Origin of the sequence: Sphingomonas koreensis (assembly GCF_002797435.1) — a bacterium.
In the GTDB taxonomy this organism is placed as follows: domain Bacteria; phylum Pseudomonadota; class Alphaproteobacteria; order Sphingomonadales; family Sphingomonadaceae; genus Sphingomonas; species Sphingomonas koreensis.
The window spans coordinates 730120-756850 of the sequence record NZ_PGEN01000001.1 but is presented as its reverse complement, the minus strand read 5'-3'; the positions used below and the strand labels follow the sequence as shown (position 1 = coordinate 756850).

Genomic DNA, 26731 nt, shown 5'->3' with positions numbered 1-26731 from the left:
GCGGCCGGATTTTCAGCTTCTGCGCATCAATCTCCTGTTCGAGGAGCGCGGCAAGTGGCCGGATTCGCTGCGGAAATCAAGTCTGACCCTGGTGCCGGTCAGAACCCGCCCTCGAAGGTGAAGGCGAAGCGATAGTCGCGCGGCTTGATCGCCAGGTCGGTCCGTTTGTCGGGCGTCACCGAAACCAGCGTCAGCCCGCCATCGGCTACCTGCACCGGTTCGCCCATCGTCAGGTCGATGGTGCGCTGCCAGGCGCCGCCCGTCACCTTGACTCGCAGCACCAATCGCCCGGCCCAGACGCAGCGCGCGTTCATCGGACAGCGGCTGTCCTCGATCACCCTGAGCGGGGTAACGTGCGGACCATCGACGAACACCGTCTGCCCGAGCCGGGCCGGACCCGAAGGCGGCTGGGGGGAGACCGCGGTAGCGGTGCAGCCCGCAAGGGCGATGGAAGCGAGGGCGGCGAGGGCGATCCTGGATGACATGACGACCGGCTAGCTGCAACCGGCTGACGCGCGCATGAATGGCGTCAGGGGAGCAGGGGGAATAGGGCGGGGATCGCATTGGCCGATCGGCGGCTCCAGGCGTTCGTGACCCTCGATCCCGGCGGACATATTTTCGATAAATCAGTCCGTTAACGAGATTTCGTCGTTTTCAGTTTAAGCAACGGCAGAACCTTGTCGAGCGGCAGTGCCTCGGCCGTGCCGCGGTGTCCGGTCACCGTTTCGGCCTTGAACAGCGAGTTGAGCACGGCTTCCTCGGTCGCCTCGATCGTCGCCTGGAACAGCGGCGAGACCCGGTCGTTTGCCAGGTCCTCGACCTGTGCGATGCCCTCGCGCCGCCCTGCGGTCCGGCGAACGGCGGGGCTGGTGGAGAAGGCGATGGCGTAGTCGCCCGATCCGTTGGAGAAGCTCGACCCTGTCCGCGCGATCCCGGCAAAGGCGCGCTCGGCGATACGGCGAAGATTGCGGTCCGACAGCGGTGCATCGGTCGCGATCACGATCACCACCGATCCGTCGGCCTTCTTCGCCTCGACCTGCTGGCGATAGTCGTAGCGGCCCAGCTTCACACCCACTGGCTCGCCCGCGATGGTCAGCACCCCGCCATAGTTGGACTGGACCAGCACGCCCACGGTCCAGCCGCCGAGCGAGGCGGGCAGCTTGCGCGACGATGTTCCGATCCCGGCCTTGTACCCGAAAGCGACGGTCCCGGTTCCTGCTCCGACCGCGCCCTCCGCGACCGGGCCGTCCTTGGCGATCTCGATCGCTCGGCGCGCATCGGCGATGCTCACGCGGCGCGCGCGGATGTCGTTGAGCCACCCGTCATTGGTCTCGCCGACTACGGCATTGACTGATCGCACCTCGCCATTCCCCGGCTGCGTCAGCGTCCATTCGATCACGCCGGCCGCGGCTTCAGCGACATTGAGCGTGTTGGTGAGCAGGATCGGCGTCTCGATCTCGCCCAGCTCGGCGACCTGGGTCGATCCCATGAACTTGCCGAAGGCGTTGTAGGCGACGAACCCCGCAGGCACCTTGTCCTGAAACAGGTTGCCGCCGTGCGGGAGCACCGCGGTGACGCCGGTATTGACCTCGCGGCTGCGCGGCAGCGTCACCTGGCCCACCTTGACGCCGGCGACGTCGGTGATCGCGTTGAGCGGTCCGGGCTCCAGGATGCCCACGCTCACCCCAGCCTCGCGTGCCCGTGGCCGTGCATTTTCCTGCGCCATGGTCGAGGTTTCGGACAGCAGCAACAGGATGGCAAGGGCAGCGCGCATGGGTCTGGTCTCCGGGGAAGATTCGTAGCCCATCCTGCCGCTTCGCGCCCGTCGCGCAAGCGCCCTCGCGTCCTGCGCGCGAGCGGTTATAAGGCGCGGATGACCGATTTCACCGATGACGAACTGGCGCTCGACCCTCAATTTGCGGAGCGCTTCCAGCGCGACGACAGGCGCCCGCCCTGCCAGCTCTATCTGATCTCGCCGCTCGACGTGTCGGGCGGCTTTTCCGACCGCCTCGCCCGCGCGCTCGATGCCGGGCCGGTCGCGGCCTTCCAGTTCCGGGTCAAGGACGTCGATCAACACGAGGCCGCGCGTCTGGCCGAGCCGCTGCTGCGCGTCTGCGCCGAGCGGGAGGTCGCGTTCATCGTCAACGACAGCATCAGCCTCGCCAAACGCCTGGGCGCCGACGGCGTGCATCTGGGGCAGGGCGATGGCGACCCGCGGGAGGCACGCGCGATTCTTGGCCCGTCGGCGCAGATCGGAGTCACCTGCCACGACAGCCGCCACCTTGCGATGGAAGCGGGGGAGGCAGGGGCCGACTATGTCGCGTTCGGCGCCTTCCATCCTACCACGACCAAGGACACCAGCCACCGTCCGGACCCTTCGATCCTGTCCTGGTGGACGACGGTGTTCGAGATCCCCTGTGTCGCGATTGGCGGGATCACCCCGGACAACGCCGCGCCGCTGGTTGCCGCGGGCGCAGATTTTCTGGCGGTGTCGGGCGCTGTGTGGAATGGGGACGAGACGGATGCGATCCGCCGTTTCCACGCGGTTCTGACCGGGGCTTAGTCCAGACCAGGGAGGCGAGATGCTCGATCGTATCTTCACCGTCGTAGCCGGTCGCATCGCGGCGGTCGCGGGTCAGCCGATCGCCTTCATCGTCGCGGTGCTGTTGATCGTCGCCTGGGGCGCGACCGGGCCGTTGTTCGACTATTCGGACACTTGGCAGCTGATCGTGAACACCACGACCACCATCGTCACCTTCCTGATGGTCTTCCTGATCCAGAATTCGCAGAACCGCGACGCCGCCGCGATGCAGGCCAAGCTCGACGAGTTGATCCGCGCGGTGGAGAGCGCACGTACCCAGTTCATCGGCATCGAGCATCGCAGCGATACCGAGATCGAAGCGATCCGCGCCGAGCTGGAAGCGGAGTGCAGCGACGAGGAGGAGGGGCACCCGATCGCCGCGATCGAACGGCTGCGGGATCGCTATTGACGGGAAACCCGAGGCGCGCTTCGTCGTTATCCCATTGAAAACGATGTGGAGGGCTTGCGTGAATCGGGTGTTTGCAGGATGGGCAGGGCTGGCGATTCTCGGGAGCGGCATCGCGCTCGCGCAGAACCAGGTCCCGTCGGCCGCGCCTGCGAAACCGCCGGCCAGGGCAGAAGCGCCCGGTCTCAATCGCGATATCCTGCATGTCCAGGTTATCCTCGACCAGCTCGGCTTCTCGCCCGGTATTCTCGACGGGCGCGAGGGCCAGTCGCTCACCGCCGCGCTTACCGGGTTCCAGATCGCGCGCCAGCTTCCCGTCACCGGCAAGATGGACCAGCGCACGCTTCAGGCGCTGCACCCGCACCGCGCCATCCGTCCGACGCGCATCCTGCGCCTCACCGCCGATTCGCTCGCGGGCCCGTTTGTCCGCCCCTGGCCCAGGGACCCGCAGGCGCAGGCAAAGCTCCAGGCGATGGGATACCGCTCGGCGATCGAGAAGCTGGCGGAGATGTTCCACACCACCCCGCAGGTGCTGATCGAGCTCAACAGCCCCGATACGCGCCTCGCGCCCGGCGTGCCGGTTCAGGTTCCCAATGCAGTACCCGCCTCGCGCGACTATCCCGCCGACTTCAAGCCCGAATGGCGCAAGACGCTGAACGACCTCAATGTCAGCGCGGTCCAGCCCAAGGCGGGGCGGATCGTGGTCGACAAGTCGGACAAGGTGCTGCGCGTCTTCGACAGGCAGGGCAAGCTCGCGGCACAGTTCAGTGTGACCACCGGCAGCACCCGCGACCCGCTGCCGATCGGCAGCTGGAAGGTGCTGGGCATCGCGACCAATCCGGATTTTCACTATAATCCCAAACTGTTCTGGGATGTTTCCGACAAGAAACCTAAAGTGCTGCTGCCGCCCGGTCCCAACAGCCCGGTCGGCGTGGTGTGGATCGACCTTTCAAAGCCGCATTACGGCATCCACGGCACGCCCGAGCCGCACCTGATCGGCCGGACGCAGAGCCATGGCTGCGTCCGCTTGACCAACTGGGACGCCGCGCGGCTCGCGCTGATGGTCGAGCCGGGGACGGCGGTGATCTTCCAGGAATGAACGTCCCGCGCATCGTCGGCTGGACGCTGCTCGCCTGCCTTGCCGGCGCCCTCGCGTTTCTTGCCGCCACGATCCGCGTGATCGAACCGCAGCCCGAGCGATCGCCTCGGCCGGTCGCGGACGAAGATGCCCCGATGCTGATCGTCCCGGTCGAGGGGGTGGATCCGGCCCGGCTGCGCAGCAGCTGGGGCGAAGCGCGCGGCGGCGGGCGCAGGCATCAGGGACTTGACGTCATGGCGCCGCCGGGCACGCCGGTGATCGCCGCTGCCGGCGGCGTGATCGAGAAGCTCTATTTCTCCAAAGGCGGGGGCGGGATCGCCCTTTACCAGCGTTCGGAGGACGGGCGCTGGATATATTATTATGCTCATCTGCGCGGCTATGCGCCCGGTATCGCGGAGGGCAAGGTGGTGCGGGCTGGCGAGATGCTGGCCTATGTCGGCGATACCGGCAACGCCGGGGCAGGCAATTATCACCTCCATTTCGCGGTCGCCCGGATGGCGCCGGGGGAAGGGTGGTGGCAGGGAACGCCGGTCGATCCCTATCCGCTGCTTGCGGGCGGGCCGTCTCCCCGCTAAGGCGCGCCACCTGTCTTTCTCAGCACTATAGGGCGATCCCCATGAAGATCAGCGGCGTGGACATCCGTCCCGGCAACATCATCGAATATGAAGGCGGCATCTGGCGCGCGGTCAAGATCCAGCACACGCAGCCCGGCAAGGGCGGCGCCTATATGCAGGTCGAGATGAAGAACCTGCGCGACGGCCGCAAGAACAACGTTCGGTTCCGCTCGGCCGAGACGGTCGAGCGCATCCGGCTCGACACCAAGGACTTCCAGTTCCTTTATCCCGAGGGCGACATGCTCGTCTTCATGGACAAGGAAACCTACGACCAGACCACGCTGCCCCGCGACCTGCTGGGCGACGCCGCGGCCTTCCTTCAGGACGGCATGGACGTGGTGATGGAGCTGTATGAGGACGAGGCGATCAGCGTCCAGCTTCCCGACACGATCGAAGCGACGATCGTCGAGGCGGATGCCGTGGTGAAGGGGCAGACCGCCTCCTCGAGCTACAAGCCCGCGATCCTCGACAATGGCGTGCGCATCATGGTCCCGCCGCACATCGCATCGGGCACCCGCATCGTCGTCGATGTCTACGAGCAGACCTACGTCCGCCGCGCGGACTGAGGGCGCATGCCCACGATCATCAGCGATGCGCGCAGCTTCCGCGCCGACCGCGCCTGGGGCGCGCGCGACATCGCCGAGATCGAAGGGGCCAGCGTCCGCCTGCATTGGACGGATCAGCCCTATCAATGGCATGTGAATGACGGCGCTGAAGTGTTCCTCGTCCTCGATGGTGTCGTGGAGATGCGATACCGGGTGGCGGGCGAGGAACGCAGCGCAGTGTTGAACAGCGGCGACATCTTCGCCGCGGATGTCGGCGACGAGCATGTCGCGCATCCCCGGGGCGAGGCCCGTATCCTCGTGATCGAACGTAAAGGCTCCGTCTGATGGTTTCGCATTCCGGCCTCATCACCGTCATGGAACGCGCCGCGCGCAAGGCGGGGCCGCGGCTGCGGCGCGACTTCAACGAGGTTCAGCACCTCCAGGTCAGCCGCAAGGGGCCGGCCGACTTCGTGTCGATCGCCGACAGGCGCGCCGAAGACACGCTGATCGAGGAACTGCAGCGTGCGCGGCCCGACTGGGGCTTCCTGGTCGAGGAGCGCGGCGTGATCGAGGGCGACCCGAACAAGCCGCGCTGGATCATCGATCCGCTCGATGGCACCAGCAACTTCCTGCACGGCATCCCGCATTTCTGCATGTCGATCGCGGTCGAGGACCCGTTCGGCGCGCAGGGCAAGCCGGAGATCACCCATGGCTATATCTACCAGCCGGTCACCGATGAGAGCTTCTGGGCCGAAAAGGGCCGCGGCGCCTGGCTTCAGGACCAGCGGCTGCGCGTGTCGGCGCGCAAGGATCTGGCGGATTCGCTGATCGGCACCGGCATTCCCTTCATGGGCCATGGCAATTTCGCCGAGTGGAGCCGAATCTTCGGTGCGATCGCGCCCGAAGTCGCCGGCATCCGCCGCTTCGGCTCGGCGGCGCTCGACCTCGCCTGGGTCGCGGCGGGCCGTTTCGACGGTTTCTGGGAAAGCGAGCTCAAGCCGTGGGATGTCGCTGCGGGTATCCTCATCGTCAAGGAAGCGGGCGGCTTCGTCACCGACTATCGCGGACAGGATAACGCCTTCGCCAAGGGCCAGGTGCTCGCCGCCAACGACGCGCTCCATTCGAAGCTCCACAAGCTGCTGGCGAGCTCGCTGCGGTGATCCGCGCGGGCGCGCTGCTGCTGGCTTTCGGTGCCGCGGCGGACGCGCCCAGGGCAATCGTCTCGGTCCCCGCGCACCATGCGGTGGTCGAAGGGATCGCCACCGATGGCAGCACCATCTGGCTGTCCAGTGTGGTCGATCGCACGATCCTCACGCATCGTGGTGGCAAGGTCGGCCGGTTCGCGATGCCGGCGGGCACGCTCCATCCGATGGGCCTGGCCTGGGACGCCACGCGAAACTGGCTCTGGATCGCGACCGATTGCCCGCGGCTGACCGCGATCGCGCGCTGCGATTCCGGCGCACTCGTGGCGGTCGATCGCAACGGCCGGCTCAGGATGAAGCTGTCGCCGGGGGTGGGTTTCCATCCCGACGACGTCTCGGTCGGCGGTGGCGACGTCTTCGTTTCCGACAGCCAGAACAGTGCGGTCTATCGCCTGCGCCGAGGCGCGAAGACGCTCGACCCGCTGATCGCGCCCGGCACCGGCCGCTCGGCGCAGGGCTCGGCGCTGATGTCGAACGGCAAATATCTTGTTGTCGCCGACTATGGCCGCGGCATCTCGGTGGTCGATCTCGCGAGCAAGGTGCGGCTGCCGTTGCCGATGGCCGATGGCAAGCCGCTGCGCGGGATCGACGGGCTCGTTCGCGTCGGTGAGGATTATTATGGCGTCCACAACGGCAGTACCCCCGGATCGCTGATCCGCTTTCGTATCGACGGCATCAAGATCGACGTGACGGTGGTCCATCGCGGCGCGCCGCTCGCGGATCCGACTCAGCTTGTGGTCGACGGCAAGCGCCTGCTCGTCGTCGCCGATGCTGGCTGGCCCGCAGCGAGCAAGCCAGAGGCACCGCCTCGCGGCGCCGGTACGGTGGTCGCCTTCGATCTGCCCTGACGCGCCTCAGGGCTTGAGCGCATCCTTCAGGAACGCCATCGCCTCGGGCCAGGCATCCGCGCGCCGCGGCATTGGCTTCAGGCGTGCTGCCGCCGCGCGCGTCTGCGCGGGGCTTCGCGTTGGGGGTGGTCGGCGCGGCCATTGTCGTGGATCGCGCGCAGGTCCGCCTTGGCCGGATTGAGCAACCCTTCGGTAAACCCGCGATAGGGCATGAAAGGCAGGGCCTTGCCATCGACCGCAAGGGAGATTTCTCCCCCGCCACGGTTCGTTGCGAACTGTCGTGCTCAGATAATGCACGCCCTTTGGGTGCGCGTCCAGTTGCGAGTGATTCTCAAGGGTTTCCGCCCTTGAAGCCCCCAGACCATCGGCCTAAAGCGGCCCGAAGATTCCGCAACCGCGAGAGCCGTCTTGGTCGATCTGACGCAATATCTGCCGATCCTCCTGTTTCTGGGGGTCGCCCTGGTGCTTTCGAGCGCCTTCGTGTTCCTGCCGATGATCGCGGCGCGCTTCACGGGGGCGCACCAGCCGACCCCTGAGAAGCTCACCGAATATGAGTGCGGCTTCCCCGCGTTCGAGGATTCGCGCAGCCAGTTCGACGTGCGCTTCTACCTGGTCGCGATCCTCTTCATCATCTTCGATCTCGAAGCGGCGTTCCTCTACCCCTGGGCGGTCAGCGTATTCGACCTCGGCTGGGCGGCGTGGATCTCCATGATGATCTTCATCGGCGAACTGGCGCTCGGCCTGGCTTATGCCTGGAAGGTCGGGGCGCTGGATTGGGAATGACGCAAGTGAACCAGCCTTCTTCGATCCTCATGCCCCCTGCGGGCGGCTCCGTGGTCCAGCCGGATCAGGGGTTCTTCAACGACCTCAACGGCGAGCTCAACGACAAGGGTTTCCTCGTCACCTCGACCGAGGATCTTTTCCAGTGGGCCCGCACCGGCTCGCTGTGGTGGATGACCTTCGGTCTTGCCTGCTGCGCGGTCGAGATGATCCACGTCAACATGCCGCGCTACGACATGGAACGCTTCGGCGCCGCCCCGCGCGCCTCGCCTCGCCAGTCGGATGTGATGATCGTCGCGGGCACGCTCTGCAACAAGATGGCCCCGGCGCTGCGCCGCGTCTATGACCAGATGTCGGAGCCGAAATACGTCATCTCGATGGGCAGCTGCGCCAATGGCGGCGGCTATTACCATTACAGCTACAGCGTCGTTCGCGGCTGCGACCGCATCGTGCCGGTCGACATCTACGTCCCCGGCTGCCCGCCGACCGCCGAGGCGTTGCTCTATGGCGTGATGCAGCTCCAGCGGAAGATCCGCCGTTCGGGCACGGTGACGCGGTGAGGGCCCCGGCACCGAAATACGCCGCCAATGACGGCGTGATCGCGGCTGCGAAGGCCGCGCTCGGCGACATGCTGATCGAGGCGACCGATCTGGTCGGCGAGGTCAACCTGACCGTGAAGCGCGAGTCGCTTGTCGATGCGATGATCGCGCTGCGCGACGGCGCGGGCCTGCAATATCAGGCGCTGATGGAGATCGCCGGAGTCGATTACCCCGCTCGCGCCGAGCGGTTCGACGTCTGCTACATGTTGCTCAGCTACACGCGGAACCATCGCCTGCGCGTCCGCGTGACGACGGACGAGGTTCAGCCGGTGCCGTCGGTCACCTCGATCTGGCCGGTCGCCGGTTGGCTCGAGCGCGAGGTGTACGACATGTACGGCGTGCTGTTCGAAGGGAACGAGGACCTGCGTCGGATCCTCACCGACTATGGCTTCCGCGGCCATCCGCAGCGCAAGGACTTCCCGCTCTCCGGGTTCGTCGAGCTGCGCTATTCGGAAGAGGCGAAGCGCGTGGTGTACGAGCCGGTCCAGCTCGCGCAGGATTTCCGCAACTTCGACTTCATGAGCCCGTGGGAAGGCGCGCAATATGTGCTGCCGGGCGACGAGAAGGCGCCGCAAGCACCGCCCGCCGCCGCACCAGCCCCGCCCGCGCCCGCCAAGGCGCCGGAAGCCAGGCCCGCCGCGGTTCCCGAGGCAAAGGGCGCGCCGTCGCCCGTTACCGCCGATCAGGTGGTCAAGGCCGATGACGCTGCCAAGCCGGTCAAGGCGCGCGTGCGCAAGCCCAAGACCAGCGACGGTCCCAAGGATACCGGCATCGGCAAGGCCTCGCCCGAGGCCGGCCCCAAGCCCGCCGATCCGGATGTAGTCAAGAAACCCCGCAAGCCCGCCAAGCCGCGCGCCAAGAAGGGGGAGGGTGAAGCGTAATGGCCCAGTATCTCGACGAAATCGCGGGGGTCACCGACGCCAGCGATCCCACCGTCGGCGACACCCAGATCGCCAACTACACGATCAATTTCGGCCCGCAGCACCCGGCGGCGCACGGCGTGCTCCGCCTCGTCACCGAGCTCGACGGCGAGATCGTCGAGCGGATCGACCCGCATGTCGGCCTGCTCCACCGCGGCACCGAAAAGCTGATCGAGTACAAGACCTATACCCAGGCGCTCCCCTATATGGACCGCCTCGACTATTGCTCGCCGCTGGCGATGGAGCACAGCTTCGTCCTTGCGGTCGAGAAGCTGCTCGACCTCGAAGTGCCGGTGCGCGCGCAGTATCTGCGCGTGTTCTTCGCCGAGCTGACCCGCATCTGCAATCACATGCTGAACCTCGGCAGCCATGTGATGGACGTCGGCGCGATGACGCCGAACCTGTGGATGTTCGAGCTGCGCGAGGATTGCCTCAACTTCTTCGAGCGCATGTCCGGTGCGCGCATGCACCACAATTACCTGCGCCCCGGCGGCGTCCATCAGGACGTGCCGCTGAAGCTGCTCACCGATATCGGCGACTGGCTCGACAACCGCTTGCCCAAGCTGTTCGGCGACGCGATCAGCCTGGTCGCGGAAAACCGCATCTTCAAGCAGCGCAATGTCGACATCGCCATCGTCAGCCGCGAAGACGCAATCAAATGGGGCTTCTCCGGCCCGATGATCCGCGGCGCCGGCCTGCCCTGGGATCTGCGCAAGTCGCAGCCCTATGACGTGTACGACCGCATGGAGTTCGAAATCCCGGTCGGCACGCGCGGCGACTGCTACGACCGCTTCATGGTCCGCGTCGAGGAAGTCTATCAGTCCGCGCGCATCATGCGTCAGTGTCTGAACGAGATGCCGTCGGGCCCGATCGCGTCGCTCGACCGCAAGGTGGTGCCACCCAAGCGCGCCGAGATGAAGCAGTCGATGGAAGCGCTGATCCATCACTTCAAGCTCTACACCGAGGGCTTCCACGTCCCCGCGGGCGAAGTCTATGTCGCGACCGAAAGCCCCAAGGGCGAGTTCGGCATCTACATGGTCAGCGACGGCTCCAACAAGCCGTACCGCTGCAAGATCCGCCCGACCGCGTTCAGCCACCTCCAGGCAATGGACTTCATGACGCGCGGCCACATGCTGGCGGACATCACCGCGATTCTGGGCGCGATGGATATCGTGTTCGGGGAGTGCGACCGGTGAGGCGCTACCTGCATTACGTGGCTCGGCGCGTGAGGCATCTCCACGCGACGCTTGGGCCGATGGCTGGCGTGACGGTTGTTCGCGATCACGGCGGCTTGTGGATGCTCGCTGGAGTTGGCGCATTCGCTGCAGCCGACGTTCTTGCACCGCATCGGAATTGGTTGTCTTGGGTGGTCGGGGCACCATTTCTTGTGATGTTTCTACTGACGGTCAGTGTCGCGGTAGTCGCTCAGTGTGCCAACGACAAAGCTGCTGGCGGCGCGAATGGCTGACTCTCTCACTCTCCAAGATGCCCCCGTGAGCACCCGCATCGCCACCGCGCACGAAATGATCGCGCATTACAACGCGCAGGACGCCGACGCCTATGTCGCGCTGATGACCGACGATGCCTGTGAAGCGGGCTATCGCGGTGCGGTGCTGCGTGAAGGGAAGGAAGGCGTCCGCTCGGGCCTCAAGGCGATGTTCGCCCAGTTCCCGCAGAACCGCGCCGAGATCCTCGCCAGCTATGAGCTGGGCGAGACGGTGCTGCTCCACGAAACGGTCTCGCGCGCGCCTGATGGCGAGCAGTTCGAGGTCATGTCCATCTACACCTTCAGCGGCGACAGAGTGAGCCGCGTGGAGTTCATCCGCTAATGGCCGACGCAAACGCAATCGAAGACACGCCGGAACTCCGCGCACGCTGGGGTAGCTTCGCGTGGACCGCGGAAAACGCCGAGAAGGCGAAGACCATCCGCGCGCGCTATCCAGAGGGGCGGCAGCAGAGCTGCACCATCCCCTATCTCGACCTCGCCCAGCGTCAGGTCGGGGCGGAGACGGATACGCAGGGGTGGCTGCCGATCCCGGTGATCGAGTTCGTCGCGAAGGAGCTCGACCTTGCGGTGATCCGCGTGCTGGAGGTCGCGACCTTCTACACCATGTTCAATCTGCACCCGGTCGGTAAGTACCATGTCCAGGTGTGCGGCACGACGCCATGCTGGCTGCGCGGGTCGGACGATGTCTTCGCCGCGTGCAAGAACCGCGGCATGGCCAAGGGCAAGACCACGCCCGACGGCCTGTTCACGCTGACCGAGGTCGAGTGCATGGGCAATTGCGCGTCGGCGCCGATGGTCCAGATCAACGACGACAATTACGAGGATCTGGATTACGACCGCACCGTCGCGATCCTCGACGCGCTGGCCAGCGGACAGCAGCCCAAGACGGGCACGCAGGAGCCGGGCCGCCACACCGTCGAGCCGGTCGGCGGGCCGACCACCCTCAAGGAAATGGTCAAGGCCAACCACGACTATCGAGGGGAGTGGTGATGCCGGATCCGGTCAAGAAGAGCCTGCCGGTCATCGCCATCATCTTCCTGATGCTGGCGGCCCTCAAATTCCTGCAGGGCGGGAACTGGATCGTCTGGCTGATCCTCGCCGTCCTGTTCGGCGCGCTTCGCCTCCTTCCGTCGGGCAAGTCCGGCGCCTCTGGTCCGGGAGCATAAGGCATGAACAAGAACACGCTCATCACGATCCTCGCGATCATCGGCGGTATCGTCGTGCTCGGCTGGGTGCTGAAGCTCGCCGTCAAGCTCTTCATTCCGCTGCTGCTGATCGGCGTCGGCGTGGCCGTGTACCTCGCGGTTCAGGACAACAAGCGTATCGGGGGCCCGAAGTAAGTGCTCGCTGACAAGGATCGCATCTTCACCAATCTCTACGGCTATCAGCCGTGGACCCTCGATGCCGCCATCAAGCGTGGCGCGTGGGACAATACCAAGAAGCTGCTCGAACTCGGTCCCGATACGATCATCGAGAAGATCAAGGCGTCGGGCCTGCGCGGCCGCGGCGGCGCGGGCTTCCCCACCGGCATGAAATGGTCCTTCATGCCCAAGAACCCGACGCCCGAACGCCCCAGCTTCCTCGTCATCAACGCCGACGAGTCCGAGCCGGGGTCGTGCAAGGATCGCGAGATCATCCGCCACGACCCGCATCTGCTGCTCGAAGGCGCGCTGGTCGCGGGCTTCGCGATGCGCGCGCGCGCCGCGTATATCTACATCCGCGGCGAATATATCCGCGAGGCGCAGACGCTGTTCGCGGCGATCGAGGAAGCCTATGCCGCCGGCCTGCTGGGCAAGAATGCCTGCGGCTCGGGCTATGACTTCGACGTCTTCTGCCATCGCGGCGCGGGCGCGTATATCTGCGGCGAAGAGACCGCGATGATCGAGAGCCTGGAAGGCAAGAAGGGCCAGCCGCGCCTCAAGCCCCCGTTCCCGGCGGGCGCTGGCCTCTATGGTTGCCCGACCACGGTCAACAACGTCGAATCGATCGCGGTCGCGCCGACGATCCTGCGCCGCTCGCCCGAATGGTTCGCCAGCTTCGGCAACGAGAATAACCGCGGCACCAAGCTGTTCCAGATCAGCGGCCATGTCGAAAAGCCCTGCGTGGTCGAGGAAGCGATGAGCATCCCGTTCCGCGAGCTGATCGAGAAGCATTGCGGCGGCATCCGCGGCGGCTGGGACAATCTCCTCGCGGTGATTCCCGGCGGCTCATCGGTACCGCTGGTTCCGGCGGCGCAGATCATGGACGCGCCGATGGATTTCGACGGCCTCAAGGCGGTCGGCTCGGGCCTCGGCACCGCGGCGGTGATCGTGATGGACAAGTCCACCGACATCGTGAAGGCGATCAGCCGCATCTCCTACTTCTACAAGCATGAGAGCTGCGGCCAGTGCACGCCGTGCCGTGAGGGCACCGGCTGGATGTGGCGCGTGATGGAGCGGCTGCGCACCGGCGACGCCGACATCAGCGAGATCGATACGCTGTTCAACGTCACCAAGCAGGTCGAAGGCCACACCATCTGCGCGCTCGGCGACGCGGCAGCATGGCCGATCCAGGGGCTGATCAAGCACTTCCGGCCCGAGATGGAGCGCCGCATCCTCGAGAAGCAGGGTGGCGGGCTGAGCACGATGCAAGAGGCAGCAGAGTAATGCCCAAGGTTACCGTAGACGGGATCGCAGTCGAAGTCCCCGCAGGCGCCACAGTGTTGCAGGCGTGCGAGGCTGCCGGCAAGGAAATCCCGCGTTTCTGCTATCATGAGCGGCTGAGCATTGCCGGCAATTGCCGCATGTGCCTGGTCGAGGTGAAGCCGGGGCCGCCCAAGCCCCAGGCGTCGTGCGCGCTTCCCGCCGCCGACAATCAGGAAATCCGCACCGACAGCGCGATGGTGAAGGCCGCGCGCGAGGGCGTGATGGAGTTCCTGCTGATCAACCATCCGCTCGATTGCCCGATCTGCGATCAGGGCGGCGAGTGCGACCTGCAGGACCAGTCGATCGCCTACGGGCGTGGCCACAGCCGCTACACTGAGAACAAGCGCGCGGTGACCGAAAAGTATATGGGTCCCATCGTCAAGACGGTGATGACCCGCTGCATCCAGTGCACCCGCTGCGTGCGCTTCGCCGAGGAAGTGGCGGGCGTGGAAGAGATCGGCGCGATCTATCGCGGCGAGAACATGCAGATCACGTCGTACCTCGAAAAGGCGGTCACCTCGGAGCTGTCGGGCAACGTCGTCGACCTCTGCCCGGTGGGTGCGCTGACCTCCAAGCCCTATGCCTTCGAGGCGCGGCCGTGGGAGCTCAAAAAGACCCTCGCGATCGACGTGATGGACGCGGTCGGCACCAACATCCGCATCGACAGCCGCGGCCGCGGCGTGCTGCGCGCGCTGCCGCGGATCAACGAAGACGTGAACGAGGAGTGGGCGCACGACAAGACGCGCCACCATGTCGATGGCTTGAGCTTCCGCCGCCTCGACAAGCCCTATGTCCGCCGTGACGGCAAGCTGGTCGAAGCGAGCTGGGACGAAGCCTTCTCGGCGATCGCGGTCGCCGCAGCCGGGGCAGGGGACAAGGTCGCCGCGATCCATGGCGACCTGCTCGATTGCGAGACGATCTTCGCCGCCAAGGCGCTGGTCAAGTCGTTCGCCTCGGACCTTCTCGAAGGCCGCCAGACCGGCATGGCATATGACGCCAGCAATATGGCCGCGGTCAACTTCAACACCACCATCGCAGGGGTCGAGGAGGCGGACGTCGTCCTGCTCGTCGGCACCAATCTGCGCTGGGAAGCGCCGCTGGTGAACACCCGCGTGCGCAAGGCGATCAAGAAGGGCGCCAAGGTCTTCGCGATCGGCCCCGAAACCGACCTCACCTACAAGGTCGAATGGCTCGGCAACGACCTGTCGCTGCTCGGCAAGCTGCCCAAGGCCGCGGCCGACGCGTTCAAGGACGCTCAGCGCCCGATGATCATCCTTGGCGGCGCCGCACTCAAGAACGGCCATGGCGCGGCGCTCGCGCTCGCCAAGAAGCTCAACCTCGTCCGTGAAGGCTGGAACGGCTTCAACGTGCTGCACATGGCGGCGAGCCGCATGGGCGGCCTGATGCTCGGCTTTGCGATGCCCGGCGGTATCGCCGACATCGTCGCGGCGGAGCCGAAGCTCACCTTCTTCCTCGGCGCCGACGAGGTCGATTTCTCGAAGTTCGCCAACAGCTTCAACGTCTATATCGGCCATCACGGCGACAAGGGCGCGCACGCCGCCGACGTTATCCTGCCCGGCGCCACCTATGCCGAAAAGGCCGGAACCTACGTCAATCTCGAGGGGCGCGTGCAGCGCGGCGACAAGGCCGTGTTCGCGCCGGGCGACGCCCGTGAGGACTGGACGATCCTGCGCGCGCTCTCGGAAAAGCTCGGCAAGACGCTGCCGTTCGATACGTTCGAGCAGCTCCGCGCCGCGATGGCCGCCGATACCCCTGCGCTGGGTGAAGAGGGGCTTGCCAGCTTCGACTGGAACCCGCCGGCGCTCGACGCCAACGGCTCGGGCGAAGTGGCGTACCCGATCGCCGACTTCTACCTTACCAACGCCATCTGCCGCGCCTCGCCGACGATGCAGCGTTGCTCGGCCGAACTGATCCACGGCCAGGACTTCGCGGAGGCCGCAGAGTGACCGCTTTCTTCCAGAACATTTTCGGCCTGCCCTTCGAATGGGCGTGGTTCGTCGCGACGATCGCGGGCATCCTGCTGATCGCGCTGCCGCTGATGCTGGCGGTGGCGATGATCATCTATGCCGACCGCAAGATCTGGGCGGCGATCGCGCTGCGCCGCGGTCCCAACGTCGTCGGCCCGCTCGGCCTGCTCCAGTCCTTCGCCGACGGGCTCAAGGTTTTCCTTCAGGAAACCATCATCCCGTCGAGCGCGAACAAGGGCCTGTTCCTCCTCGCGCCGATCATCACCTTCACCGTCGCGCTGATCGTGTGGGCGGTGGTGCCGTTCCAGGCGGGCGTGGTGCTGTCGAACATCAATGTCGGCCTGCTCTACATCCTCGCCGCCTCGTCGCTCGGCGTCTACGGCATCATCCTCGCGGGCTGGGCGTCCAACTCGAAATACCCCTTCTACTCGGCCATCCGCGCCGCGGCGCAGATGGTCAGCTACGAAGTCTCGATCGGCTTCGTGCTGATCGCGGTGGTGCTGTGGGCCGGCACCTTCAACCTGTCGGGCATCGTCGATGCGCAGCAGGGCCATGTCCTCGGCCTGCTCAATGGCTTCGGCTTCAACCCGCTGCTGTTCCCGATGGCGGTGGTGTTCTTCATCTCGGCATTGGCCGAGACCGGCCGCGCCCCGTTCGACCTGACCGAGGCGGAATCGGAACTCGTCGCGGGCTACCAGACCGAATATTCGTCGATGGCCTTCGCGCTCTATTGGCTGGGCGAGTACGCCAACGTCATCCTGATGTGCACGCTCAACGCGGTGCTGTTCTGGGGCGGCTATCTGCCTCCGATCGACTGGGCACCGCTGTACATGGTGCCGGGCATCATCTGGCTGTTCGCCAAGATCCTGTTCTTCTTCTTCTGCTTCAGCTGGGTGAAGGCCACCGTCCCGCGCTTCCGCTACGACCAGCTGATGCGCCTGGGCTGGAAGATCTTCCTGCCGCTGTCGCTGATCTTCGTGTTCCTCGTTTCCGGGTATCTCATGCTTACCCGCGTTGGAGTCCCCGCATGAGCGTCGCCCAACTCGTCCGTTCGTTCACCCTGTGGGAGTTCGTGAAGGCGCATGCCCTCACCTTGAAGTATTTCTTCAAGCCCAAGGCGACGATCAACTATCCGTACGAGAAGAACCCGATCTCGCCCCGCTTCCGCGGTGAGCATGCGCTGCGCCGTTATCCAAATGGCGAGGAGCGCTGCATCGCGTGCAAGCTGTGCGAGGCGATCTGCCCGGCGCTGGCGATCACGATCGAGGCCGAACCGCGTGAGGACGGCAGCCGCCGCACCACGCGCTACGACATCGACATGACCAAGTGCATCTATTGCGGCCTGTGCCAGGAGGCCTGCCCGGTCGATGCCATCGTCGAGGGACCGAATTTCGAGTTCGCGACCGAAACCCGTGAGGAGCTGATCTACCACAAGGAAAAGCTGCTCGAGAATGGCGACCGCTGGGAGCGCGCGATCGCCGCGAACCTTGCCGCCGATGCACCGTACCGGTAAGCGCGCGCACCAAAGGGGCACATGATTCCGTGATCCAAGCAATCGCCTTCTACATGTTCGCCGCGGTGGTCATTCTGTCCGCCGCGATGACGATCAGCTCGCGCAACCCGGTCCATTCGGTGCTGTGGCTGATCCTCGCCTTCTTCAACGCCGCGGGCCTGATGGTCATTGCCGGTGCCGAGTTCATCGCGATGCTGCTCGTCATCGTCTATGTCGGCGCGGTCGCGGTGCTGTTCCTGTTCGTCGTGATGATGCTCGACATCGACTTTGCCGAGCTGCGTGCGGGCTTCGTCCGCTACGCGATGTTCGGCCTTGCGCTCGCGGTCGTCCTGCTCGCTGAAGTCATCATCGGCGTCGGCGCGTGGAGCGCGGGCGGCGTCGATCTCGCCAACCGTATCGCACCGACCGACGCAGGCACTGCGCTGGGCCAGGTTTCCAACATCAAGGCGATGGGGCTGCTGCTCTACAGCCGTTATCTCTATGTGTTCGAGGCCGCCGGCTTCGTCCTGCTCGTCGCGATGATCGGTGCGATCGTCCTCACCCACCGCCAGCGCGGCGGCGTGATGAAGCAGAATGTCTGGCGCCAGATCAATCGCCGTTCGGAGGATGCCATCCGCAAGGTCAATCAGCCCGTCGGGCAGGGGGTGGAGCTGTGATCGGCCTGACCCATTACCTCGTCGTCAGCGCGATCCTGTTCACCATGGGGGTGCTCGGCATCTTCCTGAACCGCAAGAACCTCATCGTCATCCTGATGGCGATCGAGCTGATCCTGCTCTCGGTAAACCTCAACCTGGTGGCGTTCTCGTCCTATCTCGGCGACCTGGTCGGCCAGATCTTCGCGATGTTCGTACTGACCGTCGCTGCGGGTGAGGCCGCGATCGGGCTCGCCATCCTCGTCATCTATTTCCGCGGCCGCGGCACGATCTCGGTCGACGACGTCAATCGGATGAAGGGCTGATGTCTTCGATCCATTTCATCGTTTTCCTGCCGCTGCTGGCAGCGATCGTCGCTGGTTTCAGCAACCGCGCGTTCGGTACGGCATTCCCGAAGCTCGTCACCACCGGCGGCCTGTTCGTCGCCGCGATCCTGAGCTGGATGACCTTCATCCCCTATCTCAGCGGTACGGCCGAGCCGCAGGTGGTCCAGGTGCTGACCTGGATGCACTCGGGTAGCCTCAACGTCGACTGGGCGTTGCGCGTCGACAGCCTGACGGCGGTGATGCTGGTGGTGGTGACGAGCGTCTCGGCGCTGGTCCACCTCTACAGCTGGTCGTACATGGAAGAGGACCCGGATCAGCCGCGCTTCTTCGCCTACCTTTCGCTCTTCACCTTCGCGATGCTGATGCTCGTGACCGCGGACAATCTGCTTCAGATGTTCTTCGGCTGGGAAGGCGTCGGTCTGGCGAGCTATCTGCTGATCGGCTTCTGGTTCAAGAAGCCGTCGGCCAATGCCGCCGCGATCAAGGCGTTCGTCGTCAACCGCGTCGGCGATCTCGGCTTCATGCTCGGCATCTTCGGCGTGTTCCTGGTGTTCGGCACGATCTCGATCCCCGAGATCCTCGCCGCCGCGCCCAGCCATGCCGGCAGCACGATCGGCTTCCTCGGCTATCGCTTCGATACGCTGACCGTGCTTTGCCTGCTGCTGTTCATCGGCGCGATGGGGAAGTCGGCGCAGCTCGGCCTGCACACCTGGTTGCCCGACGCGATGGAAGGCCCGACCCCGGTGTCGGCGCTGATCCACGCGGCGACGATGGTCACCGCGGGCGTGTTCATGGTCTGCCGCCTGTCGCCACTGTTCGAACAGTCGCCGGTGGCCCTAGGCTTCGTCACCTTCATCGGTGCCGCGACCTGCCTGTTCGCCGCGACGGTGGGCACGACCCAGACCGACATCAAGCGCGTCATCGCCTATTCGACCTGTTCGCAGCTCGGCTACATGTTCTTCGCCGCAGGCGTCGGCATGTACGGCGCGGCGATGTTCCACCTGTTCACCCACGCCTTCTTCAAGGCGCTGCTGTTCCTGGGTGCCGGCTCGGTGATCCACGCGATGCACCACGAGCAGGACATGCGCTATTATGGCGGCCTGCGGAAACATATCCCGGTCACCTTCTGGACGATGATGGCGGGCACGCTCGCGATCACCGGCGTCGGCATCTACTGGCTGCATGCGGGCTTCGCCGGCTTCCACTCGAAGGACGCGATCCTCGAGGCGGCCTATGCCGCCGGCGGGGGCGGGCAGGGTGCCTTCTGGGTCGGCGTGTTCGCTGCGCTGCTCACCAGCTTCTACAGCTGGCGCCTGATGTTCCTCACCTTCTGGGGCAAGCCGCGCTGGACCCAGTCCGAGCATATCCAGCACGCGATTCACGATTCGCATGGGCATGACTCGCATGGTCATGACGATCACGCGCATGCCCATGACGATCATCATGCGCATGCGGATCACGGCGACGGCACGGGCGGCTACAAGCCGCACGAAAGCCCGCTGCCGATGCTGGTCCCGCTGCTGGTCCTGTCGGTCGGCGCGGTGTTCGCCGGCTTCGCCTTCAACAAGTTCTTCATCCAGCCCGAGGCTGGCGAGATCTTCTGGAAGGGCGCCGTCGCGTTCGACGAGCATCTCGCACACGCGATGCACGAAGTGCCGCTATGGGTGAAGCTGTCGGCAACGATCGTGATGCTGCTCGGTCTGTTCGGGGCGTGGGTGGCGTACATTAAGTCGCCCAGCATCCCTGCGCGCTTCACCGCGACCTTCGGGCTGCTCTACAAGTTCCTGCTCAACAAATGGTATTTCGACGAGCTCTATAACGTGCTCTTCGTGAAGCCCGCTTTCTGGTTCGGCCGCATCTTCTGGAAGAAGGGCGACGAGGGGACGATCGACCGCTTCGGTCCGAACGGCTCGGCGGCTGTCGTCAAGTTCGGCAGCATCCTCACCGGCAAGCTCCAGTCGGGCTACGTCTATAGCTATGCGTTCGTCATGCTGATCGGCCTGACGCTCGCCGTTTCCTGGGTGTTCACGCGATGAGCGGCATTCTCTCCCTCATGCTCATCGTGCCGCTCGCCGCGGCGCTGATCTGCCTGTTCGTCAATGCCAATCAGGCGCGCTGGATCGCGCTTGGCGCGACGCTGATCGATCTCGCGCTCGGCGGCGTGCTCTGGGCCAATTTCGAGATTGGCGGCGCTCAGTGGCAGTTCGTCGAATACACCCCGATCTTCGGGCGTTTCGCCTGGGCGCTGGGTATCGACGGCTTCGCGCTGCTGCTGATCCTGCTCTCGGTCTTCCTCATGCCGATCTGCATCGGGGCGAGCTGGGAAGCGATCACGACACGGGTCCAGGAGTATATGGCGGCGTTCCTGATCACCGAAGTGCTGATGATCGGCACCTTCGCGGCGCAGGACATCTTCCTCTTCTATATCTTCTTCGAAGCCGGCCTGATCCCGATGTTCCTGATCATCGGCATCTGGGGCGGGGCGAACCGCATCTACGCGTCGTACAAATTCTTCCTCTACACGCTGCTCGGCTCGGTGCTGATGCTGATCGCGATGATGTACATGACCATCACCGCGGGCACGACCTACATCCCCGATCTGATGGCGTACGACTTCCCGGCGCATGTCCAGACATGGCTGTGGCTCGCCTTCTTCGCCTCGTTCGCGGTCAAGATGCCGATGTGGCCGGTCCACACCTGGCTTCCCGACGCGCACGTTCAGGCGCCGACCGCGGGTTCGGTGATCCTGGCGGGCGTGCTGTTGAAGCTCGGCGGCTACGGCTTCCTGCGCTTCAGCCTGCCGATGTTCCCGGAGGCTTCGGCGCAGCTCATCTGGCTGGTCTTCGGCCTGTCGTGCGTCGCGGTCGTGGTCACCTCGCTGATCGCGCTCGTCCAGAACGACATGAAGAAGCTGATCGCCTATTCGTCGGTCGCGCACATGGCGATCGTCACGATCGGCCTGTTCACCTTCAACCGTCAGGGGATCGAGGGCGCGATGATGGTGATGCTGGGCCACGGCCTGGTGTCGGGCGCGCTCTTCCTGTGCGTCGGCGTGATCTATGATCGCCTGCACACGCGTGAGATCGACCGTTACGGCGGCCTCGCGATCAACATGCCGAAATATGCCGTGCTGTTCATGCTGTTCACCATGGCGTCGGTCGGCCTGCCGGGCACCAGCAACTTCGTCGGCGAACTGCTGGCGCTGATGGGCGCCTATCAGGTGTCGACGCTGGTCACGCTGATCGCCACCACCGGCATCATCCTCGGCGCCGCCTACATGCTCTACCTCTACCGGCGCGTCGTGTTCGGCGATCTGGTCAAGGACGACGTCAAGGCGATGCCCGATCTCAACAAGCGCGAGATGGCATTGCTCGCCCCGCTCGCCGCGGTGGTGCTGTGGATGGGCGTCTATCCCGAAAGCTTCCTCGCGCCGATGCGCAACGACGTCGCAACGCTGCTGGAGCGGATCGATCGCGCCAAGCCGGCGGGCGACAGCCTGCCGACGCCGGGCAACCCGGCTGCTGCGCACGCTGCTGAACACAAATCCGCCGGACACGGCGAAGCTGCCAAGGGGGCGGCGCACTGATGGATTACGCCGCACAACTCTCGATGGTCCTGCCCGAGATCGTTCTCTCGGTCGGTGGTCTCGCGCTGCTGATGATCGCCGCATGGGGCGGTCAGGCGGTGTCGCGTCTGGTCAGCTGGGTCGCGGTGCTGGTGCTGATCGGCGCCGGCGTCGCGCTCACCGGTCCGGCCTCCTCGGGCGGCCTCGCCTTCGACAAGCTCTACAATGCCGATCTGTTCGGCGCCTATGCCAAGGTGCTGATCTTCTTCGCCGCGGCGATCTCGATCATCATCGCGCCGCGCTTCTTTGCGCGCACCTCGGGTGAGGATCTGCGTCCCGAATATCCCATCCTGATCCTGTTCGCGACCGCGGGCATGGGCATGATGGTTTCGGCCAACGATCTGCTGACGCTCTATGTCGGGCTCGAGCTCAACAGCCTCGCCTCCTACGTCCTCGCCAGCTTCATGCGCCGCGACGTGCGTTCGGCCGAAGCGGGCCTCAAATATTTCATCCTCGGCTCGCTCGCGAGCGGAATCCTGCTTTACGGCATCAGCCTGGTCTATGGCTTCAGCGGCACCACCATCTTCGGTGATATCGCCACCGCCTATGCGGGGGCCGAGGGCGCTGCCAAGCTCGGCCTGCTGTTCGGCCTGGTCTTCATGTTCGCGGGCTTCGCCTTCAAGATGTCGGCGGTCCCGTTCCATATGTGGACCCCGGACGTGTACGAAGGCGCACCGACCCCGGTGACCACTTTCTTCGCCTCGGCGCCAAAGGTCGCCGCGGTGGCGCTTGCCGTCCGCGTTGCGATCGACGCGATGGGTCCCGTGACCAGCGACTGGCGCCAGATCGTCATCGTCGCTTCGCTCGCCTCGATCGTGCTCGGCGCCGTCGCCGCGATCGGCCAGACCAACATCAAGCGACTGCTCGCCTATTCGTCGATCAACAATATCGGTTTCGCGCTTGTCGGCCTTGCCGCCGGCACCGCCGAGGGCGTGGCCGGCGTGCTGACCTATCTCAGCATCTATGTGGTGATGACGCTGGGCAGCTTCCTCGTCGTGCTCCAGATGCGCGACGCCGACGGCAAGCCGGTCGAGAGCATCGCCAGCCTGTCGGGTCTGTCGCGTACACGTCCGGCGCTCGCGGCAGCACTGGCGATCTTCATGTTCAGCCTTGCGGGCATCCCGCCGCTGTTCGGCTTCTGGGCCAAGTTCGCGGTGTTCGAAGCGGCGACGCGTGCCGGGCTGTTCCCGCTCGCGGTGTTCGGCATCGCGGCCTCGGTGATCGGCGCCTATTATTACCTCAAGATCGTCAAGACGATGTACTTCGACGAGCCCGCGCCGGAATATGGTCGTGAGACCAACCCGGTCGAGGGCGGCCTGATCGCCGCCGCCGCGCTGTTCGTCTCGCCGTTCGGCTATCTGCTGATCCCGGCGATCGGCGCCTGGTCGCTGGCTGCGGCAAAGACGCTTTTTTGATCGGGTTGACGGCACCGGCCCGCTCCTCCACCCGGCCACCCACAACGTATTCTGCATGGGTGGCCGGGTGGGGGAGCGGGCCGGTGCCGCTCTTCCGATGCACATGACGGGTCTCATCCGCACGGTCGAAACGACCGGCTCGACCAATGCCGACATGCTCGCGCTCGCTTCGGCGGGCGCGGGTGAGGGCAGCTGGCTCCGTGCCGAACGCCAGACCGGCGGCAAGGGGCGTCAGGGGCGGCCATGGGAGTCCCCCGCCGGCAATCTTTACGCCAGCACGCTGATCCGCCTTCGCCCCGCCGACCCGCCCGCTGCCACGCTCGCCTTGGTCGCCGCGGTCGCGCTGGAAGAGGCCGTCCGCGTGTTCCTGCCCGTAGGCGCGACGATCAAATGGCCCAACGACCTGCTGATTGCGGGCGCCAAGCTCTCGGGCATCCTGCTCGAGCGGACCGGCGATGCGATCGTCATCGGCATCGGCGTCAACCTGGCGCATCATCCCGATCTGCCCGATCGCCCCACCACCAGCCTCGCCGCGCAAGGCGCTCCGGTCGATCCCGCCACCTTCCTCGAGGTCCTCGTCGAGAGTTTCGCGCGCTGGCTGTCGCGCTGGCGGCAGGAGGGACTCGATCCGCTCCGCCTGCGCTGGCTCGATCGCGCCCATGCCCCGGGCACCGCACTCACCGCGCGTCTGCCCGATGGCGAGGCGATCGACGGGCTGTTCGATGGGCTTACCGGCGACGGCGCGCTCATCCTGCGCTTGGCCTCGGGCGAACGGCGTGTCATTCACGCTGGCGACGTGTTCCTGATTTAAGGGGGTTCCCGGATGCTGCTCGCCATCGACGCCGGCAACACCAATGTCGTCTTCGCGCTGCTGGAAGGCCGCGAGATCAAGGCCCGTTGGCGCATCGCCACCGATCCGCGCCGCACCGCCGACGAATATGCCGTGTGGCTCAGCCAGCTTCTCGCGCTCGAGGGGTTCGATCGCAGTGACGTGACCGGCGTGATCGTCGGCACCGTTGTCCCGCGCGCGCTCCACAACCTCCAGGTGCTGGCGAGCAAATATTTCAAGACCGACGCGGTGATCGCGGGCAAGGATGGCTGGCCGATCCGCCTCGATGTCGAGGAGCCGCAGAGCATGGGCGCCGACCGCGCGCTCAACATCATCGCCGCGCACGACAAGCACCCCGGCGACCTGATCGTCATCGATTTCGGTACCGCGACGACGTTCGAGGTCGCGGATTATGAGGGCGCGTACAAGGGCGGCATCATCGCCCCGGGCATCAACCTCTCGCTCGACGCGCTGGTCAGCGCCGCGGCCAAGCTCCCGCGCGTCGCGATCGAGGCGCCGAAGACCACCAGCGTCATCGGTCTCAACACCGCCGACCAGATGCATATCGGCATCTATTGGGGTTATATCGCGATGATCGAGGGGCTGCTCGCCCGCGTAAAGGCGCAAATCGGCCGCCCGGTAAAGGTCATCGCCACCGGCGGCCTCGCGGTGCTGTTCGAGAAGCAAACGGACGCCTTCGACGTGATCGAGCCCGATCTGACCATTCAGGGTCTCGCGATCCTGTGGGAGCGGCAGCGCGCCTAGCCTTCTCACCGCTCCACAATCGTCACCCCGGCCTTGTGCCGGGGTCCACTTGTCCTTACGCGCGGACCCATAGCCTCTTGCGCATCGCTGGCCTCCCGGTGGACCCCGGCACAAGGCCGGGATGACGGATAAGCAACGGATGGCGGTGCCCGTGCGGCACGCGCCGGCAGTTTGGATGACGAAAGACCCAATGACACCCGGCAACGAACTTCTCTTCCTCGCGCTCGGCGGCTCCGGCGAGATCGGCATGAACGTCAATCTCTATGGCTGCCGCGGCAAGTGGATCATGGTCGATTGCGGGGTGATCTTCGGCAACCCCGACTATCCCGGCATCGACCTGATCCTGCCCGATCTCCAGTTCATCGAGGAGCGGTTGGACGACCTGCTCGGGATCGTGCTGACTCACGGCCACGAGGATCATATCGGCGCGCTGCCCTATCTCGCCGGCGATCTCGGCGTGCCGCTCTACGCCACCCCGTTCACCGCGGGGCTGATCCACGGCAAGCTGGACGAAGAGGGCATCGCCGACCGCGTCGAGCTGAACGTGGTGCGGGAAGAGGAGGGTTTCGAGCTCGGCCCGTTCGGCATCCGCTACGTTCCGCTCGCCCACTCGATCCCTGAGGGCAACGCCGTCCTGATCGATACGCCCTATGGCCGCGTCTTCCACACCGGCGACTGGAAGATCGACGACACGCCCGTCATGGGCACGCCCTCGACCGCCGAGGAGCTGACGCAGATCGGCGACGAAGGCGTCCTCGCGCTGGTGTGCGACTCGACGAACGTCTTCAATCCCGAGGCTTCGGGATCGGAGCAGGAGGTGCGCGAAGGCCTCGACCGCGTGATCGCGGGCGCCAAGGGCCGCGTCCTCGTCACCACCTTCGCGTCGAATGCCGCACGGCTCCAGACGCTGGGCGAGGCGGCGCGCGACACCGGCCGCGCGATGTGCGTCGCCGGCCGTTCGCTCGACCGCATCCTGCGCGTCGCCAAGGCCACCGGCTATCTCCGCGATTTCCCCGAGACGGTCGATTTCGACACTGCGATGACGCTGCCGCGCGACAAGGTGATGATCGTCGCCACCGGCGGGCAGGGCGAGCCGCGCGCCGCGCTGGCCCGCATCGCCGAAGACACGCACCAGCTCAAGCTCGACAAGGGCGATCGCGTGATCTTCTCGTCCAAGCAGATCCCCGGCAACGAGCTGGCGATCGGCCGGATCATGAATGCGCTCGCCGGCAAGGGCGTGGAGATGGTCACCGACCGTCAGGCATTCGTCCATGTCTCCGGTCATCCCGGCCGCCCCGAGCTGGCCGAGATGTATCGCTGGATCCGGCCAGAGATCCTCGTCCCGGTCCATGGCGAGATGCGCCACATCGCCGAACAGGCGCGCTTCGGGATCGAACAGGGCATTCCCGGCGCGGTGGTGCAGACCAATGGCGAGATCATCCGCCTCGCCCCCGGCACGCCCGAGAAGCTCGGCCATGCCCCGGCCGGGCGCCTCGTCCTCGACGGCGACGTGATCCTTCCGGCGGACGGCGGGACGATCAACGAGCGCCGCAAGCTCGGCCTCTACGGCCAGATGTCGGTCGCGGTCGCGATCAAGGCGAGCGGAAAGCTCGCCGCCACCCCCGAGGTGCGCATCCAGGGCGTTCCGGTCGAGGAGGATCGCGAACCCTTCCTCGAGGAAGCGGCGGAGGCGGCCGCAAAGGCGGTGTCCGGCTTCAAGGGCGGGGATCGCGAGAAACTGCGCGAGGCCGTCCGCCTCGCCACCCGCCGCGTGGCGGTCAAATGGACCGGCAAGAAGCCGGTCGTCGATGTCCTGCTGATCGAGGTCTAAG

At 65.6% G+C, this 26731-nt stretch carries 31 protein-coding genes; 28 read left to right on the top strand and 3 right to left on the bottom strand.

The window, feature by feature from the left end; genetic code table 11:
- Positions 1-98 precede the first annotated feature (98 nt).
- Positions 99-485 (bottom strand): hypothetical protein, encoded by a 387-nt coding sequence (locus BDW16_RS03575; RefSeq protein ID WP_066576060.1) that lies wholly within the window; start codon positions 483-485, stop codon positions 99-101.
- 149 nt (positions 486-634) lie between these two features.
- Entirely contained in the window at positions 635-1774 is a 1140-nt protein-coding gene (locus BDW16_RS03570; RefSeq protein WP_066576057.1) for a DmpA family aminopeptidase, read from the bottom strand.
- 99 nt (positions 1775-1873) lie between these two features.
- Between BDW16_RS03570 and thiE the strand changes: the two genes are divergently transcribed.
- The 8 genes from thiE to BDW16_RS03530 are packed head-to-tail and all read left to right on the top strand — an operon-like array spanning position 1874 to position 7295.
- A complete protein-coding gene (thiE, locus tag BDW16_RS03565) occupies positions 1874-2563 on the top strand; it encodes a thiamine phosphate synthase (RefSeq protein ID WP_066576054.1) in 690 nt (229 codons plus the stop codon).
- Positions 2564-2582: 19 nt separating this feature from the next.
- The gene (locus tag BDW16_RS03560; protein ID WP_066576052.1) at positions 2583-2990 is read left to right on the top strand and encodes a low affinity iron permease family protein; all 408 of its coding nucleotides are present in this window, start codon (positions 2583-2585) and stop codon (positions 2988-2990) included.
- A 58-nt stretch (positions 2991-3048) separates the two neighbouring features.
- Entirely contained in the window at positions 3049-4086 is a 1038-nt protein-coding gene (locus BDW16_RS03555) for a L,D-transpeptidase family protein (RefSeq protein WP_307694719.1), read from the top strand.
- Positions 4083-4661, top strand: coding sequence for a M23 family metallopeptidase (locus BDW16_RS03550; protein ID WP_066576047.1), 579 nt, complete (start codon positions 4083-4085; stop codon positions 4659-4661). Before BDW16_RS03555 ends, BDW16_RS03550 begins: the two co-directional genes overlap by 4 nt.
- Positions 4662-4702: 41 nt before the next feature.
- The gene (efp, locus tag BDW16_RS03545; RefSeq protein WP_066576045.1) at positions 4703-5266 is read left to right on the top strand and encodes an elongation factor P; all 564 of its coding nucleotides are present in this window, start codon (positions 4703-4705) and stop codon (positions 5264-5266) included.
- Positions 5267-5272: 6 nt separating this feature from the next.
- Positions 5273-5590, top strand: coding sequence for a cupin domain-containing protein (locus BDW16_RS03540; protein WP_066576044.1), 318 nt, complete (start codon positions 5273-5275; stop codon positions 5588-5590).
- Positions 5590-6405, top strand: coding sequence for an inositol monophosphatase family protein (locus BDW16_RS03535; protein WP_066576042.1), 816 nt, complete (start codon positions 5590-5592; stop codon positions 6403-6405). The genes BDW16_RS03540 and BDW16_RS03535 overlap by 1 nt, the downstream gene beginning before the upstream one ends.
- Complete coding sequence (locus BDW16_RS03530; RefSeq protein WP_066576037.1) at positions 6402-7295, top strand: NHL repeat-containing protein; 894 nt, start codon at positions 6402-6404, stop codon at positions 7293-7295. The genes BDW16_RS03535 and BDW16_RS03530 overlap by 4 nt, the downstream gene beginning before the upstream one ends.
- 77 nt (positions 7296-7372) lie before the next feature.
- Here the strand turns inward: BDW16_RS03530 and BDW16_RS21765 are convergent, their stop codons facing one another.
- Positions 7373-7507: a hypothetical protein gene (locus BDW16_RS21765; protein ID WP_255265764.1), complete on the bottom strand. Its 135-nt coding sequence runs from the start codon at positions 7505-7507 to the stop codon at positions 7373-7375.
- Positions 7508-7703: 196 nt separating this feature from the next.
- Here BDW16_RS21765 and ndhC point away from each other — a divergent pair, with 196 nt between their 5' ends.
- The 20 genes from ndhC to BDW16_RS03440 all read left to right on the top strand — a co-directional run bounded on the left by ndhC (position 7704) and on the right by BDW16_RS03440 (position 26730).
- Entirely contained in the window at positions 7704-8078 is a 375-nt protein-coding gene (gene ndhC, locus BDW16_RS03525; protein ID WP_066576035.1) for an NADH-quinone oxidoreductase subunit A, read from the top strand.
- A complete protein-coding gene (locus tag BDW16_RS03520; protein WP_371836685.1) occupies positions 8075-8635 on the top strand; it encodes a NuoB/complex I 20 kDa subunit family protein in 561 nt (186 codons plus the stop codon). Before ndhC ends, BDW16_RS03520 begins: the two co-directional genes overlap by 4 nt.
- Positions 8632-9555 (top strand): NADH-quinone oxidoreductase subunit C, encoded by a 924-nt coding sequence (locus BDW16_RS03515; protein ID WP_066576030.1) that lies wholly within the window; start codon positions 8632-8634, stop codon positions 9553-9555. Before BDW16_RS03520 ends, BDW16_RS03515 begins: the two co-directional genes overlap by 4 nt.
- Positions 9555-10790 (top strand): NADH-quinone oxidoreductase subunit D, encoded by a 1236-nt coding sequence (locus BDW16_RS03510; RefSeq protein WP_066576028.1) that lies wholly within the window; start codon positions 9555-9557, stop codon positions 10788-10790. The genes BDW16_RS03515 and BDW16_RS03510 overlap by 1 nt, the downstream gene beginning before the upstream one ends.
- A gap of 264 nt (positions 10791-11054) precedes the next feature.
- Positions 11055-11423 (top strand): nuclear transport factor 2 family protein, encoded by a 369-nt coding sequence (locus BDW16_RS03505; RefSeq protein ID WP_174532045.1) that lies wholly within the window; start codon positions 11055-11057, stop codon positions 11421-11423.
- Positions 11423-12091 (top strand): complex I 24 kDa subunit family protein, encoded by a 669-nt coding sequence (locus tag BDW16_RS03500; protein ID WP_066576022.1) that lies wholly within the window; start codon positions 11423-11425, stop codon positions 12089-12091. Before BDW16_RS03505 ends, BDW16_RS03500 begins: the two co-directional genes overlap by 1 nt.
- Positions 12091-12267, top strand: coding sequence for a hypothetical protein (locus BDW16_RS21445; protein ID WP_164513706.1), 177 nt, complete (start codon positions 12091-12093; stop codon positions 12265-12267). Before BDW16_RS03500 ends, BDW16_RS21445 begins: the two co-directional genes overlap by 1 nt.
- A gap of 3 nt (positions 12268-12270) precedes the next feature.
- A complete protein-coding gene (locus tag BDW16_RS21240) occupies positions 12271-12441 on the top strand; it encodes a hypothetical protein (protein WP_157081380.1) in 171 nt (56 codons plus the stop codon).
- Positions 12442-13746 (top strand): NADH-quinone oxidoreductase subunit NuoF, encoded by a 1305-nt coding sequence (nuoF, locus tag BDW16_RS03495; protein WP_066576018.1) that lies wholly within the window; start codon positions 12442-12444, stop codon positions 13744-13746.
- Positions 13746-15752: an NADH-quinone oxidoreductase subunit NuoG gene (gene nuoG / locus BDW16_RS03490; protein WP_066576013.1), complete on the top strand. Its 2007-nt coding sequence runs from the start codon at positions 13746-13748 to the stop codon at positions 15750-15752. The genes nuoF and nuoG overlap by 1 nt, the downstream gene beginning before the upstream one ends.
- On the top strand, positions 15749-16804 hold the full coding sequence (nuoH, locus tag BDW16_RS03485) for an NADH-quinone oxidoreductase subunit NuoH (protein WP_066576007.1): 1056 nt from the start codon (positions 15749-15751) through the stop codon (positions 16802-16804). The genes nuoG and nuoH overlap by 4 nt, the downstream gene beginning before the upstream one ends.
- Positions 16801-17286 (top strand): NADH-quinone oxidoreductase subunit NuoI, encoded by a 486-nt coding sequence (gene nuoI / locus BDW16_RS03480; RefSeq protein ID WP_066576004.1) that lies wholly within the window; start codon positions 16801-16803, stop codon positions 17284-17286. The genes nuoH and nuoI overlap by 4 nt, the downstream gene beginning before the upstream one ends.
- A 29-nt stretch (positions 17287-17315) precedes the next feature.
- Positions 17316-17942, top strand: a complete 627-nt coding sequence (locus tag BDW16_RS03475) for an NADH-quinone oxidoreductase subunit J (protein ID WP_066576002.1) — start codon at positions 17316-17318, stop codon at positions 17940-17942.
- Positions 17939-18244, top strand: a complete 306-nt coding sequence (gene nuoK / locus BDW16_RS03470; RefSeq protein WP_066575999.1) for an NADH-quinone oxidoreductase subunit NuoK — start codon at positions 17939-17941, stop codon at positions 18242-18244. Before BDW16_RS03475 ends, nuoK begins: the two co-directional genes overlap by 4 nt.
- On the top strand, positions 18244-20301 hold the full coding sequence (gene nuoL / locus BDW16_RS03465) for an NADH-quinone oxidoreductase subunit L (protein ID WP_066575997.1): 2058 nt from the start codon (positions 18244-18246) through the stop codon (positions 20299-20301). The genes nuoK and nuoL overlap by 1 nt, the downstream gene beginning before the upstream one ends.
- Positions 20298-21851, top strand: coding sequence for an NADH-quinone oxidoreductase subunit M (locus BDW16_RS03460; protein ID WP_066575994.1), 1554 nt, complete (start codon positions 20298-20300; stop codon positions 21849-21851). Before nuoL ends, BDW16_RS03460 begins: the two co-directional genes overlap by 4 nt.
- Positions 21851-23305, top strand: coding sequence for an NADH-quinone oxidoreductase subunit NuoN (gene nuoN, locus BDW16_RS03455; protein WP_066575991.1), 1455 nt, complete (start codon positions 21851-21853; stop codon positions 23303-23305). The genes BDW16_RS03460 and nuoN overlap by 1 nt, the downstream gene beginning before the upstream one ends.
- A gap of 103 nt (positions 23306-23408) precedes the next feature.
- Positions 23409-24116: a biotin--[acetyl-CoA-carboxylase] ligase gene (locus BDW16_RS03450; RefSeq protein ID WP_083954228.1), complete on the top strand. Its 708-nt coding sequence runs from the start codon at positions 23409-23411 to the stop codon at positions 24114-24116.
- A 12-nt stretch (positions 24117-24128) separates the two neighbouring features.
- On the top strand, positions 24129-24899 hold the full coding sequence (locus BDW16_RS03445) for a type III pantothenate kinase (protein WP_066575989.1): 771 nt from the start codon (positions 24129-24131) through the stop codon (positions 24897-24899).
- 190 nt (positions 24900-25089) lie between these two features.
- Positions 25090-26730 (top strand): ribonuclease J, encoded by a 1641-nt coding sequence (locus BDW16_RS03440; RefSeq protein WP_066575987.1) that lies wholly within the window; start codon positions 25090-25092, stop codon positions 26728-26730.
- Position 26731 lies beyond the last annotated feature (1 nt).